Origin of the sequence: Thalassospira sp. HJ (genome assembly GCF_000948415.1) — a bacterium.
Classification (GTDB): domain Bacteria; phylum Pseudomonadota; class Alphaproteobacteria; order Rhodospirillales; family Thalassospiraceae; genus Thalassospira.
Genome location: NZ_JYII01000020.1, coordinates 349,694 through 364,556, shown reverse-complemented (window position 1 = coordinate 364,556; position 14,863 = coordinate 349,694). Strand labels below are relative to the sequence as shown.

The window sequence follows — 14,863 nt, the reverse complement described above, 5'->3', positions numbered from 1 at the left end:
CGGTCTGACTGGTTACAAGCAAAAATTGCCATAAAAAAGAGCCGCAAGAATTATGCAACCTGAAGTCAGTTTTGTGCTGCCGGTCTATAACAAAGGAAATGCACTTCCTTATTTCTTTGCATCCTTGCTGGCGCAGACAGGCGACATTCCGTTCGAGGTTGTGTTTGTTGATGACGTATCGACAGACAATTCTTTGGAAATAATCAATGAATTGTCTGCGAAACACGACTTTGTTCGCGTGATCAGCAATACGGTTAATAAAGGTCCAGCTATTCGGCTAAATCAGGGCGCTGAAGCAGCAAGCGGTGAATACCTAGCGCTTTTTGATTGTGATGAAATTCTTGCACCAAATGCAGTTGAAATACTGCTCTCGCTTGCAAAGCAGCATGATGCCGACATGGTGCATGGCCATTGCCGTAAGACGTCGGAGCCGATCGAAAATGTTGTCGCCCATCCGATAGAACAAGATTTGAAGGTCAGCATCCACGAGAATCCGCTGGAGCGGATACTTGGTCGCGGAATGGTGCGCATGACTTGGCTTGTCAAACGGGATGTGTTCATCGCCGCAGGTGGATGCGATGAGAAGGTTTTTGTTCAGGATGAGTCGCTGCCACTGCGACTTTCAATACATGCAAAGCGTCTTCTTGATACGGACATGATTCTTACTGTGGCGCCGGAAGTCGGGAGCCATATCTCGCAAAATACCTTGCAACTCAATCATGACCGATTTCTGGTCTATTTGAACTTTCTGAAAGCGCATCCTGAATTGCCGCGCGATGTCCGCGTGAGAGTTTATCGCAAATGTGTTTCGGCTTTAAAAAAGGCACGACGGGATGGTGCGTCTTTTCCGTCAATCCCTTTGTTTGCCCGGTACATTATGGGAAAACTCGGTGTTGTTGACCCTAGTCCAATTACATTGGCACCTTATGAAGATGTTTTTCGGCATTTGCCACGCATCCGTCGCATTAAAGAAGTGAATAGCTGAAGATGACCTCGCTTGATCGAAAACTGCACTTGGTTGCCAGTGTTCTGTTGTTTTGCCTCCCTGCTTTTTTGTTATTTTCCCGTGCGGTCGCTGATATTTCGGTTGTCCTGATCGGGCTGCTTTTTCTCGTTCGGTCTTGGAGCTCCAAGGATTGGTCGTGGGCCTGCGAAAAAGATATCCTGATTCTTCTCGTCATCTTTGTCTTGATGAATGTGTTTGTTTCTCCCTTTGCGGAACATGTAGGCAAAAGTTATGGACGCTCACTAAGTTGGCTGAGGTTTGTGATCTTTTATGCGGCAGTAACCCGATGGGTCCTGTATGATGAGCGTACGATCCGCAAATTTATTGTTGTGTTGCTTTTAACGATGACAGTAGCCGCACTTGACGCGATTTATCAGTTCTTATTCGGTGTTTCTCTACTTTCCGGCCAAAGTATGGACCGCATGGCTCGACGTCTAACGGGGCCTTTGGACCGGCCAAATATTGGCATGTATCTTGCCAAGATGGGGCTTGGAACCAGCGCATTGTTGTTTGTTCTTTACGTCCGAGAGAGGATGTCCAACAGGCTTTTCATTGCTGCGTGCGTTTTATCACCGGTTCTGATTGCTGTTGTTTTTCTGAGTGGTGAACGTTCCGCAAGTCTGTTGACGTTGTTGGCTCTGGTTCTCGTGATTGTTAGTTTGCTCCTTTCGGGCAAACTCGCGCGAAAAGTTGCCGTCGGGTTGTTCGTATGTGGGGCTGCAGCACTGGGGTTGTTGCTTTCAACGAGTGAGCGCATTTTGGGAAGGTTGGAGCAGCTAACCAGCGTGCTCTCGGCTTATACCGACTCAATATACGGTCAACTTGTATTGTTGGGAATGCGCTTTTTTGGGGAACGCCCGCTAACGGGTACCGGCATGGGGAACTTCCATATACTTTGCAAAGACTATGTGCAGCAAGGTCTTGTTAGTGTTCCTTGTCACCCACATCCTCATAACTTCTATGTCGAATGGCTGTCCGACACCGGTCTGATTGGGACCATTCCATTTACTATTTTCATGGTGATTTTGTATTGGATGGGCGTGAAAGTTCTTTTTGGTCCTCGTGAGAGTCGATTGCTTGGCGGGTTTTATTTGGGCGTCCTCGTGATGTCTTTCTTCCCGTTCTCTGTCACCCAAAGCCTGTTTTCTAATTGGCCGGCGATGCTGGCGTGGTTGTCGATCTCGGTTGCTGTAGCTGCGTTACGGTTTGTTAACCAGAAACCTGCTTGAGGCCCTGGTCCCTTTTTTTTCAGGCACAAATGGTACGACTTTTGCGGTGCGATGAGCGGTTTGCTGTGTTAAGAACAGGCAAATTCTGACATTTGGAGAACCGCGATGACCAATTTCCTCCATCTCGGAGATCTGCCTGATGACCTTGACCTTGGAAAGGTTGTGGCCATTGACAGTGAGACCATGGGCCTTAACCCGCACCGCGACCGTTTGTGTGTCGTGCAGCTTTCAAGCGGGGATGGCAACGCCCATCTGGTCAAGTTTGATGGGGAAGATTACAGCGCGCCGAACCTCAAAAAGCTTCTGGCCGACCCGTCGGTTCTGAAGCTGTTTCATTTCGGGCGTTTTGACATCGCGGTGATGGACAAGTATCTCGGCGTGCGCTGTGCGCCGGTCTATTGCACCAAGATCGCCTCCAAACTGGTGCGCACCTATACCGACCGTCATGGTCTGAAGGATGTGCTGCGCGAAACCGTCGGGGTCGAGATTTCCAAGCAGCAGCAGAGCTCCGACTGGGGTGCGGCCGAGCTTTCCAAGGAACAGATCGATTACGCCGCATCCGATGTACTGTATCTGCACAAGGCCCGCGAAGAGCTTGATCGTCGTCTGGCGCGTGAAGGACGCACCGAGATCGCACAGGCCTGTTTTGACTTCCTGCCGATGCGCGCGACGCTGGATCTGGCGGGCTGGGAAGAAACCGATATTTTCGCCCATTCCTGAGGTCGGCCTAAATCCGGTTAACCGCCTGTGAAGAATAGAGGTGTATGGGGGAAGCAATAGAATTGACCCCCACGCCAACCGGGTTCATAGTTTTGGCCCAATGATCTTGCAAGATGGGTCAAACAGCCTATCTCCGGGCGGAAAACGCTAACAAGAAACAGATGACAGTGACCCCAGAAGTGTCCGAGAAGTCCCTTAACCTGCCGGCACCGGCAACGGAAGCCGATCTTGCCATTGCGCGCCGTGTTCTTGATATCGAAGCCAATGCGCTGCGTGAACTTGCAGAGTCGCTGAATGACGAGTTTTGTGATGCCATCAACCTGATCGAGGGCCTCAAGGGTCGTCTGGTTGTCACCGGCATGGGCAAAAGCGGCCATATTGCCAAGAAAATTGCCGCGACCTTTGCGTCTACCGGCACCCCGTCCTTCTTCGTGCATCCGGCCGAAGCAAGCCACGGGGACCTTGGCATGATTGGCAAGGATGATGCGGTTCTGGCCCTGTCCAATTCCGGTGAAACCCCGGAACTGTCCGACATTATTGCCTTTACCCGGCGCTTTAACGTGCCGCTGATCGGCATGACCCGCAAACCGGAAAGCTCGCTTGCCAAGCAGTCCGATTGCCCGCTTGTTCTGCCAGCAAGCCCGGAAGCCTGCCCGAACAAGCAGGCGCCGACGACATCAACCACAGCGATGCTGGCCTTTGCCGATGCGCTTGCCGTCACTTTGATGGAGCGGCGCGGCTTTTCATCAGAAGATTTTCGCACCTTCCACCCCGGTGGCAAGCTGGGGCAGCGGTTGCTGCATGTGCATGATGTCATGCATGGGGCCGATACCTTGCCATTGATCAAACCTGATGCCCTGATGGCGGAAGCCCTTGTGACCATGACCAGCCATTCCTTTGGCTGTGTTGGCGTGGTTGATGATGCTGGCGTTCTGGCCGGGATCGTGACCGATGGCGATTTGCGCCGTCACATGGCTGACAATCTGGTCGCACTCAAGGTTGGCGATGTCATGACGGCCGGGCCGAAAGTCACCAGTGCCGATGCGCTGGCGGTCGAGGCCCTTGCCATCATGAATGATCGTTCGATCACATCGCTGTTTGTTCTTGATGACGCCGGCGTGCCGGTGGGGCTTGTGCATATCCACGATCTGTTGCGTGTCGGAGTAGCCTAACGCATGAGCACAGAGGGCACGCCACAGGTCGAAGACCACGCAGAAAGCCAGAAGGCAGCAGGACGTGAAGAACGTCACGCCCGGGGCTTCTCGCGTGATCGCATGCCTTCGGCGCGCCGCAATGTGCGGATCAATCCGTTCCGCCGTGTCATCGTCAATATGCTGAAATTTGTGCTGCCGCTGATCGCGATGACGATCATGGCGCTGGTGGTTTTGTGGCCACAGATCGAGCAGGTGCAGGATAGCGGCTTTCGGCTTGGCTTTTCGACCTCGCCCGAGGATCTGATGGAAAATGTCGCGATGAGCAATCCGCGCTTCTTTGGCGTCGATGGCAATCGCCAGCCCTTTACCGTCACCGCCAGTGAAGCCGTCGAAACCGGCGCAACTGAAACCCGCCCGGATCACGTGTATCTGGCGGGGCCGCAGGCCGACATTACGCTCAATGACGGATCCTGGATTGCGATGACCGCCAATGAAGGGTTCTATACCGAAACCGACGGAATGCTCGATCTGGTCGGAACGGTGAACATGTACCACGATAACGGCTTTGAAATTCATACCGAGGAAGCTGAAATTGCCATGAATTCCGGCAGCGCCAGCGGCGATGTGCCGGTTGACGGGCAGGGGCCGTTTGGCACCATCAACTCCGATTCCGGGTTTGAGCTTGAAGACAAGGGGGCGGTGATCCGCTTTTTGGGGAAATCCCGTCTGGTGATTTTCGACAGTGCAATGAATTCGACGGAGCAATGAGAGGGAAGTCATGATTGCGATGCCGCATCTCGCCCGCAAGACTGGAACGCTGCTGACAACCCTTATGCTGGGGGCGGCCGTGATTGGCCTGTCCAGTATGTCGCAAACCGCTTCGGCCAATCCGCTGGGACTGGCGCAAAATGGCAGTGGTGGGCTCGAGGTCGAGTCTGATAACGGCATCGAATGGCGCCGCAATGAACAGGTTCTGATTGCGCGCGGCAACGCGGTCGCCAAGCGCGGCACATCGCGCGTGGATGCCGATGAGCTGCAGGCACTGTATCGCGATCGTGACGGCAATAGCGAGATTTACCGCATCATTGCGACCGGCAATGTCAAACTGTCGTCTGATACCGATGTCGCGGTGGGTGATCGCGCAGTCTATGACATTGACGAGGCCGTGGTCGTTCTGACCGGTGAGAACTTGAAATACACCACGCCCAGCGAAACGTTGACGGCGCGTGACAGCCTTGAATATTGGGAAACAGAACGGGTCGCAGTGGCGCGCGGTGACGCGGTGGCGGTGTCGGAAGATCGCACCCTTCGCGGCGATGTCCTGACTGCGCGCTTTGACGCCGGTCAGGCCGGCGCAAACGAGTTGCGCCGCATTGATGGACAAGGCAATGTGAATATTCGCACAGCAACTGAGTTTGTTGTCGGGGATCAGGGTGTTTATGATGCGAAAACAGGTATCGCCACCCTTATCGGATCGGTTAAGATCACCCGCGGAGAGAACCAGTTGAACGGGGATCGTGCCGTGGTCGACCTCAATACCGGGGTCAGTCGCCTGATGGCTGACGCTAATGGCGATGGCAAAACCCGCGTTCGGGGCCTTCTGGTCCCGCAAAAAGACGAAAACAACAGCCCGGCTGATGCCGGGACCGGTAACTGAGAAAGGTCGGTCATTTGTTCTGGTCGCGCAAAAGCGTAAAATCCGACAACGCAAAGGCGACAGCTGCATCCGGCAGCGCACAGCCATCTGACGGCGGGGCATCCGGCCCGCGCCTGATCACCACGAACAAGGGTCTTGTGGCGCATAACCTGGGCAAGAGCTTCAAGAAGCGCCCGGTGCTCAAAGACGTGTCTGTTTCAGTACAGCGTGGCGAGGCGGTTGGCCTTCTGGGCCCGAACGGGGCAGGCAAGACTACCAGTTTCTATATCATTACCGGCCTGATTGCCGCAGACCGTGGCACGATTTCGCTTGATGGGCGCGACATTACCATGATGCCGATGTATCAGCGCGCACGGATGGGAATCGGCTATTTGCCGCAGGAAGCTTCGATTTTCCGCGGCATGACGGTTGAACAAAACATCATGGCTGTTCTTGAAGTGGTCGAGGATGACCGCCTCAAGCGTGAACAGACTCTTGAAGACCTTCTGGCAGAATTCGCAATCGAACATTTGCGCCGCACACCGGCCCTTGCCCTTTCGGGCGGGGAACGCCGCCGTTGCGAGATTGCCCGCGCCCTTGCGGCCCATCCGAACTTTGTTCTGCTTGATGAACCACTTGCCGGGATTGACCCGATTGCAGTGGGTGATATTCGCGATCTTGTACGTCATCTGAAAGATCGTGGCATTGGGGTCTTGATTACTGACCACAATGTGCGCGAGACTCTCGACATTATTGACCGGGCATATATCTTGCATGACGGTCGGGTTTTGATGGAAGGTGGTCCTGAGGAAATCGTTCGTAACGACGATGTCCGCAGGGTTTATCTGGGCGATCGTTTCAGCCTCTGATAAGGCCGCCGGACCGTCATTGAAGTCTTGGGGGAGTTCGGATTGACACGGGGTAGTGCATAAATGGCCCTGAAGGCGCGTCTGGATCTACGCCAGTCCCAGTCACTTGTCATGACTCCCCAGCTGCAGCAGGCAATCAAGCTGCTGCAATTCAATAATATTGAGCTTTCCAATTTCATCGACAGTGAACTGATGGAAAACCCGCTGCTGGAGCGGGCCGATCCCGGTCAGACCTATGCCGAGGCCGGTGACGGCGCGGTGGGCAATGGCGATGACGGGCTTGATAGCCGATCAAGCGACAATTTTTCCGACCGCGATGACCAGTTTGGCACCGACCGCCTGACATCAAGTGAAACCATGGGCAGCGATGACGGCCCGCTTGATGTGTCCAGTGACGCGCTTTATGGCGGTGAGGGCGAAATCACCCGCAATGGCGAACCGGTGTCGGGCAGCCATGATTATTCCGCGCCCTATGGCGGTGCGGGGGGTACTGGCGGTGGTTCGGCCGGTGGTGATGACCTTCCGGGGCTTGAACAGACCCTGGCCGATGAAGCAACCCTGCGTCAGAGCCTTGATGATCAGCTCAACATCGCCTTTGCCGATGCCATGTCGCGCATGATCGGCAGTTACCTGATCGATATGCTTGATGAGAACGGCTATATCAGCGGCGATCTTGATGAAGTTTCCGAAGCGCTTGAATGCGACATCAAAGACGTCGAACGGGTTCTGAAGACCCTGCAGGGGTTTGATCCGGTCGGGATTTTTGCCCGTGATCTGTCGGAATGTCTGGAACTTCAGCTGCGTGAACTCAACCGGTTTGATCCGGCGATGGCCGCATTGCTGGCAAACCTTGAACTGTTGGCCAAGCGCGACTTTGATCGTCTGCGCCGGGTTTGCGGGGTCGATTCGGATGATCTTCATGACATGATCGCGGAGATCAAAACCCTTGATCCGCGCCCGGGCAAGACCGCCGATGGCGAAATCGCAACACCCGTGATCCCGGACGTTCTGATGCGGGCGGCGGGGAATGGCAACTGGCATCTGGAGCTCAATTCCGAAGCCCTGCCGCGTGTTCTGGTTAATGAAGACTATGTCGCGCAGATCGGATCGGGCCTTAAGGATCGCGAAGAACGCGGCTTCATGAGCGAGCGGCTTCAAAGTGCCAACTGGCTGGTCAAGGCGTTGCATCAGCGCGCGACCACCATCATGAAGGTGGCGAGCGAAATTGTGCGTCAGCAGGACGGGTTCTTTACCCACGGGGTCGGGCATCTGCGTCCGTTGATCCTGCGCGACATTGCCGAGGCGATCGGCATGCATGAAAGTACGGTTTCGCGTGTCACCAATGGCAAATTCATGTCGACACCGCGCGGCATGTTCGAGCTGAAATACTTCTTCACGACGGCCATTTCATCTTCTGATGGTGGCGATGCCTATTCGTCCGAAGCGGTGCGCCACCGGATCAAGTCCTTGATCGACAACGAAGAACCCAAGAAGATTTTGTCGGATGACAAACTGGTTGAACTTCTGGGCAAGGAAGGGATCGACATTGCGCGTCGAACAGTGGCAAAATACCGCGAAGCGATGCGCATCCCATCGTCAGTGCAGCGTCGGCGCGAGAAAAAATCACGTGCTTCCTAGCACGATTTTATCGAAAAAATGCACCTTAAGGTGCTGTAATTCAAGGGAACATACCCATATCTTGACTTGGTAATGACGAGGGAATATGGTGCGCCCACCTGAGCGAGGGGCACCAAACATCCACATGTACTGGTAAGTCACTCAACCGGGGATAGGCGATCCATGCAAATTACGGTTATCGGTAAGCAACTTGACGTCGGCGATGCACTTCGCCAACACGTCGTCGAGACCTTGGACCCTGCAGTAGAGAAGTATTTCGATCACGCGATCGAAGCCACGGTGACCCTCACCAAACAGGCACATCTCTATAACGCGCAGATATCGGTCCATGTCGGCAAAGGCATGATGGTTCAGGCCAAGGCATCAGCGGATGAGGTTTATCCCGCTTTTGATGCCGCCTGTGACAGAGTGGCCAAACAGTTGCGGCGTTATAAACGACGCCTGCGTGATCATCACGCGACCCGAGATCATTTTGAAGAGGCTCGCCTGGAAGCGATCCATTATGTGATCGAACAGGAAGACGAAGATCATTCGGATGATAATCACACAAACGGCTACGAACCGGTGATTGTTGCCGAGACACCCGATCGCATCGATACGCTTTCCGTTGGGGAAGCTGTCATGCGGCTCGACTTGGGGGACATTCCGGCACTGATGTTCCGGAATGGCAAACATGGCGGACTGAACGTTGTCTACCGTCGCTCGGACGGCAATATCGGATGGTTGGACCCAAACGATAGCGAAGCGAGTGGCGCGTGACAGACACAGATTCCGAGCCAAACAACGCAACGCGAAAAATGGACATATCATCAATTCTTACTCCGTCCGGAGTTATCCCGGCACTGCGTTCCGGCGCAAAGAAAGCAGTGCTTGAGGAACTTGCCGAAAAGGCCGCCGAAGTTACCGGTCGCCCTGCGAGCGAGATTTTCTCTGTCCTGCTTGACCGTGAAAAGCTTGGTAGCACCGGTGTTGGTGGCGGTGTCGCGATTCCGCATGGCAAACTCAATGATCTGGACCGCCTGTATATGGTGTTTGCCCGCGCAGGCAACCCGATCGAGTTTGATGCCGTGGATGAACACCCGGTCGATCTTTTCTGCATGCTGATTGCACCCGAAGAAGCAGGTGCCGATCACCTGAAAGCACTGGCACGGATTTCCCGTCTGCTGCGCAATCAGGGCATGTGTGACAAGCTCCGCGGGGCCGGCTCGGCCGACGCGATCTACGCATTGCTGACTCAGGACGAGGCCGAACAGGCCGCGTGAAACGGTCAGTGAGCGGCGGGTAACCCCCGTAACAGAGACAAGATTTAAAAAAACCGGACGCCACATCAGGCGTCCGGTTTTGTTTTGGGTATCTGTTTAGTTGGCTGCCGGTGGCCGGGTGTCCCGCCAGCCTGATCAGGCCTCGGCGTTCTTCTTTGCGTTCTCGGCGTCTTCGGCTTCCTTGACGTTGGTCAGGCGACCGGCAAGAACCACCAGATACAGAACTGGAATGCCGATCACGGCCGTGCCGATAAAGAACCAGCTATAGCCGACACTATCGACCACCGTGCCCGAGAACCCGGCAAGGATTTTTGGAAATAGGGTCATGATCGAACTGAAGATCGCGTACTGCATGGCGGTAAAGGAAATGTTGGTCAACCCGGACAGATAGGCGATGAAGGCCGCCGTTGCGAGGCCGCCACACAGGTTATCGGCCATCACGACAATGATAAACATGGTGGTGTTTGCGCCGATCTGGGCGAGGAACGCGAACAGGATGTTGGAAATGGCCGCCAGAAACGCGCCAAGGAACAGGATCCGGAGCACGCCATAGCGGACTGAAAGTAATCCGCCCAAGAAGCTACCGCCAATCGTCATGAACAGGCCGAAGGTCTTGGACACCGCGGCGATTTCTTCCTTGGAAAAGCCAAGGTCGGTATAGAACACATTGGCCATGACACCCATGACGATGTCGGCAATGCGATAAACCCCAATCAGCACCAGCACGACAATGGCGGCCTTGCCATAGCGATCAACGAAATCTTTCACCGGCGAAATATAGGCTTCTTGGACCATGCCGGTCGGGGTCAACCCGACACGCGTGGTCAGCCAGGCAACAAGGATGGCAAAGGCAATGGCAATGCCAAGCTTGAGCGTCCCTGCGATAAAGCCGGAAAGCTCGGTGATCATGCCGCCATCGGTGAGCGAGGCACGCAGCGGATCGGTGATGTTGCCGGCATAGTAGATGGCCGCGACAAAGGCGATGACGGTGACGGCGAACATCGCCAGAAACCGGGCATAGTCCGATGTCTTGTGGAAGAACTTGCTTTCCATGCGCGGGATATCGGGTTCACTGACCAGCAGGGTCGTGATCACCCCGATACACATGGCAAGCGCCATGCAGCCATAGGCAACAGTCCAGGCGTAATGCTGATAAACGCCTTCGGCCTCAAACAGGCCGGCAATGGTCAGTGCGCCGGCGCCCGCGATGATCATGCCGATGCGATAGCCGCCGATATAGGCCGAACTCATCATCGCCTGCAGGTCGGCATCGGCCGCCTCGATACGATAGGCATCAATGACGATGTCCTGTGTGGCTGAGGCAAAACCAAGCGCCACGGCGGCAAAGGCCATCATGGTCAGGTTCTCGGCGGGATCGGTCAGACCCATCCACAGGATGGCGGCGATAATCGCGATCTGGGCAATCATCAGCCAGGAGCGCCTTCTGCCCATCAGGTTGTGCAGGACCGGGAAGGGCAACCGGTCAATCAGCGGGGCCCATACGAATTTGAAGGAATAACCAAGGGCTGCCCAGCTGAAATAGGTCACCGTGGAGCGATCAACCCCTGCTTCGCGCAGCCAGATCGACAGGGTCGAGAAAATCAGAAGGATGGGAATACCGGCCGAAAGGCCCAGAAACAGCATCGTAATGACGCGTGGATGGATGAAGGCACCAAAGGCCGCCCCCCAGCTTCGCTTTTCCATGCCGTCCATTGATTTCCCCCGCGTTGACATATGCTGGCATGAAGCTAGGCCAAACTGGTTAATGAAACCAAAAAAGCCCGGGGTGCGGGGTAGGATGCGGGCAAGAAAAAAGCAAGGCCGATCCATCGGACCGGCCTTTTTGAATTTGGCGTGAAAGGAAGGCTTAGCCTTCTTTCTTGCGGCTTTCGCGCTTACGAACGTTCGGATCGAGATGCAGTTTACGGATACGCACGCTCTGCGGGGTGACTTCGACCAGTTCGTCGTCCTGAATGTAGGACAGGGCTTCTTCCAGCGACATACGGCGCGGCGGGGTCAGGGTAACAGCTTCGTCTTTGCCCGATGCACGGACGTTGGTCAGCTTTTTGCCCTTGAGAACGTTGATCTCCAGATCGTTGTCACGGTTATGCTCACCAACGATCATGCCCTGATAGACACGCTCGCCATGTTCAACGAACATGATACCGCGATCTTCAAGGTTAAACAGGGCATAGGCAACCGCTTCGCCCTGATCGTTGGAGATCAGCGCACCGTTACGACGGCCCGCGATGGCACCCTTGACCGGACCATAGGAATGGAACACGCGGTTCATCACACCGGTACCGCGGGTATCGGTCAGGAATTCACCATGATAACCGATCAGGCCACGCGACGGCGCGATGAAGATGATACGGGTCTTGCCGCCACCGCTTGAGCGCATGTCGGTCATTTCAGCCTTGCGCAGGCTCATTTTCTCGACCACGACGCCGGAATATTCTTCGTCAACGTCAACCTGGACTTCTTCGAACGGCTCGGACATGACGCCGTCGATTTCCTGGAACAGAACGCGCGGACGCGAGATCGAAAGCTCGAAACCTTCGCGGCGCATGGTTTCAACCAGAACGCCCAGCTGAAGTTCGCCACGACCGGCAACTTCGAACGCATCCTTGTCGGCGGTTTCGCCGATTTTGATGGCGATGTTGCCTTCGGCTTCGCGCTCAAGGCGGGCACGGATCATGCGCGAGGTAACCTTGTCACCTTCCTGACCGGCCAGCGGCGAGTTGTTGACCGAGAAGGTCATTGCCAGAGTCGGCGGATCGATCGGCTGGCTTTCGATGGATTTGGTGACTTCGGTCGAACAGATGGTATCAGCCACGGTTGCTTCGGTCAGACCGGCAATCGCGATGATGTCACCGGCAACAGCTTCGTCCTGCGGGACACGTTCCAGACCGCGGAAGCCCATCAGTTTGGACAGGCGGCCGGTTTCAACGGTGCCATCTTCGCGAAGGACCTTCACCGGCATGTTGAGTTTCGCACGGCCCTGATAAACACGGCCGGTCAGAATACGACCGAGGAAGTTATCGGCATGCAGCATGGTGGCCAGCATGGCGAACGGTGCGTTTTCATCAACGTCCGGTGCCGGAACGTGCTTGAGAACCAGCTCCATCAGCGGGGTCAGGTTTTCTTTCGGGCCTTCCGGGCTTTCAGCCGCCCAGCCGTCACGACCGGATGCATACAGAACCGGGAAGTCGAGCTGTTCTTCGGATGCTTCGAGCGATACGAACAGATCGAAAATCTCGTCGAGGACTTCTTCGGCGCGCTGGTCCGGACGGTCGATTTTGTTGATGACAACAATCGGCTTCAGACCCAGTTTCAGCGCCTTGCCGAGAACGAATTTGGTCTGCGGCATCGGGCCTTCGGCCGAGTCAACAAGCAGAACAACGCCTTCGACCATGGAAAGGATACGTTCAACCTCACCGCCGAAATCGGCGTGGCCCGGGGTATCAACGATGTTTACGCGGGTGTCGCCCCACTGAACGGCCGTCGGTTTTGCGACGATGGTAATGCCACGTTCACGTTCCAGGTCGTTGCTGTCCATGGCGCGTTCGTCGACACGCTGGTTGTCACGATAGACACCGGACTGGCGGAACATGGAATCGACCAGCGTGGTTTTGCCGTGGTCAACGTGGGCGATGATGGCGATATTGCGCAAGCTCATGGGCGCGGACTCCAGAAATAAAAATGCCGCGCGCCGGGAAACGCCCATGCGCATCGGTCAGTAAGTAAGTGTTTCAAGACCAGTAGATATTCAGCAACACGGTTTTCGGTTGCCGCACGCCGGTGTTACCGGCGGGAACCCGACATCAACCCATGTGCTGAATGTTTACTGGCCCGGATCGTCTAATTGCAGATATGCCCTAAGGCCGCCCTGTCATAGCCAATGTGAAGGCGAAAGGCCAGCGTTGTAAGCGCCATGTCGGGTTGATTATTCTGCAATGCGGGCTGTTTGCGCCAAACTCTGGACAAAGTCAATGCTTGTGTTGCGCTGCAGCGCTTTGCAAACCGTGCCCTTGGGCGCAAAAAAACGGGACGGCAGCGAATTGTTGCCGTCCCGTGAAATCTTTTGGATGTGGTCACGCTTGATATAAAGGCGTGATCAGATCGCCTTTGCGATCAGTTCCTTAAGATCGGCATCCGGGCGTGCGCCCATGTGCGAAATCACCTCGGCCGCACAGATCGCGCCAAGCTGACCACAGATCTCAAGGGTGTGACCCTGGGTGTACCCATAAAGGAAACCTGATGCAAACAGATCGCCAGCACCGGTGGTGTCGATTACTTTGGCGACCGGCTCGGCGCTGATTTCATAAAGCTCGTCCTGGCTTACGATCACCGCACCCTTTTCGCTGCGGGTGAGTGCTGCGACACGGCAATGCTTGCGGACTTCGGCCAGTGCTTCTTCAAAGGTTTCAACCTCATAAAGCGACTTGATTTCGTCTTCGTTGGCGAACAGGACGTCGATATGATCATCAACCAGTTCGCGGAAGGATTCGCGGTGGCGATCAACGCAGAAGGAATCAGACAGGCTGATGGAAACCTGACGACCAGCGTCATGGGCAACCGTGGCGGCCTTGACAAAGGCGTCTTTGGCTGCCGGGCGATCCCAGAGATAGCCTTCCATGTAGGTGACTTTGGCGGATTTGATCAGATCTTCGTCAATGTCTTCCGGGCCAAGCTCGGCGCAGGCACCAAGGAAGGTGTTCATGGTGCGGTGACCATCCGGGGTGACAAAGATCAGGCATCGCGCGGTCGGCGAACCTGCGGTGGCCGCAGCAGAATCAAATGCGACACCAATCGCGCGGATATCGTGGCGGAAAACTTGGCCAAGCTGATCGTCGCGCACCTTGCCGATATAGGCACCCTTGCCGCCAAGGGCTGCGATGCCGGCCATCGTGTTGCCGGCCGATCCGCCCGACATTTCAAGACCCGGGCCCATCTGTTCATACAGTGCGTCTGCGCGGTCGGCATCAATCAGGGTCATGGCGTTTTTAACAAGCTCAAGACGCTCAAGGTCTTCTTCCTTGCAGTGGGCAAGGACATCGACAATGGCGTTGCCGATCCCGACGACGTCGAATTTGGTGTCGTTCATGTAGTAGTTTCCTGCGGTTATTCGGTTTGAACGGCACCGTGATGATCCCGGTAAGCCGCGCGGTACAAGGGTGGCGCAAGGCCGCCCCCCGACTGCCTTCAATATGGACTGTTGCGGAGTATAGGGAATGGATTTTGCGGTGCAAGTCTTGCAACTGTTTCGTCCCCGGTCGTTTAACCCCGCCTTAACCATCAGAAAAACTACAAAAGATGTTTTTTCGGGCAATGATCGGCAAAATTCGA

General features: G+C 55.3%; 13 protein-coding genes. 10 read left to right on the top strand and 3 right to left on the bottom strand.

Going from position 1 to position 14,863, the window contains the following annotated elements; translation table 11 throughout:
• Positions 1-52: 52 nt before the first annotated feature.
• The 10 genes from UF64_RS17385 to ptsN all read left to right on the top strand — a co-directional run bounded on the left by UF64_RS17385 (position 53) and on the right by ptsN (position 9,514).
• Positions 53-985, top strand: coding sequence for a glycosyltransferase family 2 protein (locus UF64_RS17385; RefSeq protein ID WP_044829854.1), 933 nt, complete (start codon positions 53-55; stop codon positions 983-985).
• 2 nt (positions 986-987) lie between these two features.
• Positions 988-2,235 (top strand): O-antigen ligase, encoded by a 1,248-nt coding sequence (locus UF64_RS17380; RefSeq protein ID WP_044829853.1) that lies wholly within the window; start codon positions 988-990, stop codon positions 2,233-2,235.
• A gap of 105 nt (positions 2,236-2,340) precedes the next feature.
• Positions 2,341-2,955, top strand: a complete 615-nt coding sequence (locus UF64_RS17375) for a ribonuclease D (RefSeq protein WP_044829852.1) — start codon at positions 2,341-2,343, stop codon at positions 2,953-2,955.
• Between the two features lie 161 nt (positions 2,956-3,116).
• A complete protein-coding gene (locus UF64_RS17370) occupies positions 3,117-4,127 on the top strand; it encodes an SIS domain-containing protein (RefSeq protein ID WP_235285133.1) in 1,011 nt (336 codons plus the stop codon).
• Positions 4,128-4,130: 3 nt separating this feature from the next.
• Positions 4,131-4,877: an LPS export ABC transporter periplasmic protein LptC gene (lptC, locus tag UF64_RS17365; RefSeq protein ID WP_044829851.1), complete on the top strand. Its 747-nt coding sequence runs from the start codon at positions 4,131-4,133 to the stop codon at positions 4,875-4,877.
• Positions 4,878-4,887: 10 nt separating this feature from the next.
• Complete coding sequence (locus tag UF64_RS17360; protein ID WP_044829850.1) at positions 4,888-5,766, top strand: LptA/OstA family protein; 879 nt, start codon at positions 4,888-4,890, stop codon at positions 5,764-5,766.
• A 14-nt stretch (positions 5,767-5,780) separates the two neighbouring features.
• Positions 5,781-6,614, top strand: a complete 834-nt coding sequence (gene lptB / locus UF64_RS17355; protein ID WP_044829849.1) for an LPS export ABC transporter ATP-binding protein — start codon at positions 5,781-5,783, stop codon at positions 6,612-6,614.
• Between the two features lie 63 nt (positions 6,615-6,677).
• On the top strand, positions 6,678-8,252 hold the full coding sequence (gene rpoN, locus UF64_RS17350; RefSeq protein ID WP_044829848.1) for an RNA polymerase factor sigma-54: 1,575 nt from the start codon (positions 6,678-6,680) through the stop codon (positions 8,250-8,252).
• 162 nt (positions 8,253-8,414) lie between these two features.
• Positions 8,415-9,011, top strand: a complete 597-nt coding sequence (gene hpf / locus UF64_RS17345; RefSeq protein WP_044829847.1) for a ribosome hibernation-promoting factor, HPF/YfiA family — start codon at positions 8,415-8,417, stop codon at positions 9,009-9,011.
• A 38-nt stretch (positions 9,012-9,049) separates the two neighbouring features.
• Positions 9,050-9,514 carry a PTS IIA-like nitrogen regulatory protein PtsN gene (gene ptsN / locus UF64_RS17340; RefSeq protein WP_044829846.1) on the top strand — a complete coding sequence of 155 codons (465 nt, stop codon included), beginning with the start codon at positions 9,050-9,052 and terminating at the stop codon, positions 9,512-9,514.
• Between the two features lie 135 nt (positions 9,515-9,649).
• Here the strand turns inward: ptsN and UF64_RS17335 are convergent, their stop codons facing one another.
• From UF64_RS17335 to UF64_RS17325, 3 genes are all read right to left on the bottom strand, one after another.
• Positions 9,650-11,218 carry an MFS transporter gene (locus tag UF64_RS17335; protein ID WP_235285132.1) on the bottom strand — a complete coding sequence of 523 codons (1,569 nt, stop codon included), beginning with the start codon at positions 11,216-11,218 and terminating at the stop codon, positions 9,650-9,652.
• A gap of 163 nt (positions 11,219-11,381) precedes the next feature.
• Entirely contained in the window at positions 11,382-13,193 is a 1,812-nt protein-coding gene (gene typA, locus UF64_RS17330; RefSeq protein ID WP_044829844.1) for a translational GTPase TypA, read from the bottom strand.
• Positions 13,194-13,631: 438 nt separating this feature from the next.
• Positions 13,632-14,621 (bottom strand): adenosine kinase, encoded by a 990-nt coding sequence (locus tag UF64_RS17325; protein WP_044829843.1) that lies wholly within the window; start codon positions 14,619-14,621, stop codon positions 13,632-13,634.
• Between the last annotated feature and the right edge of the window lie 242 nt (positions 14,622-14,863).

Excerpts from the sequence above, each read along its gene's own strand:
- UF64_RS17385 (WP_044829854.1), top strand. The coding sequence starts at position 53 with ATGCAACCTGAAGTCAGTTTTGTGCTGCCGGTCTATAACAAAGGAAAT.
- UF64_RS17380 (WP_044829853.1), top strand. The coding sequence starts at position 988 with ATGACCTCGCTTGATCGAAAACTGCACTTGGTTGCCAGTGTTCTGTTG.
- UF64_RS17375 (WP_044829852.1), top strand. The coding sequence starts at position 2,341 with ATGACCAATTTCCTCCATCTCGGAGATCTGCCTGATGACCTTGACCTT.
- UF64_RS17370 (WP_235285133.1), top strand. The coding sequence starts at position 3,117 with ATGACAGTGACCCCAGAAGTGTCCGAGAAGTCCCTTAACCTGCCGGCA.
- lptC (WP_044829851.1), top strand. The coding sequence starts at position 4,131 with ATGAGCACAGAGGGCACGCCACAGGTCGAAGACCACGCAGAAAGCCAG.
- UF64_RS17360 (WP_044829850.1), top strand. The coding sequence starts at position 4,888 with ATGATTGCGATGCCGCATCTCGCCCGCAAGACTGGAACGCTGCTGACA.
- rpoN (WP_044829848.1), top strand. The coding sequence starts at position 6,678 with ATGGCCCTGAAGGCGCGTCTGGATCTACGCCAGTCCCAGTCACTTGTC.
- hpf (WP_044829847.1), top strand. The coding sequence starts at position 8,415 with ATGCAAATTACGGTTATCGGTAAGCAACTTGACGTCGGCGATGCACTT.
- ptsN (WP_044829846.1), top strand. The coding sequence starts at position 9,050 with ATGGACATATCATCAATTCTTACTCCGTCCGGAGTTATCCCGGCACTG.
- UF64_RS17335 (WP_235285132.1), bottom strand. The coding sequence starts at position 11,218 with ATGGAAAAGCGAAGCTGGGGGGCGGCCTTTGGTGCCTTCATCCATCCA.
- typA (WP_044829844.1), bottom strand. The coding sequence starts at position 13,193 with ATGAGCTTGCGCAATATCGCCATCATCGCCCACGTTGACCACGGCAAA.
- UF64_RS17325 (WP_044829843.1), bottom strand. The coding sequence starts at position 14,621 with ATGAACGACACCAAATTCGACGTCGTCGGGATCGGCAACGCCATTGTC.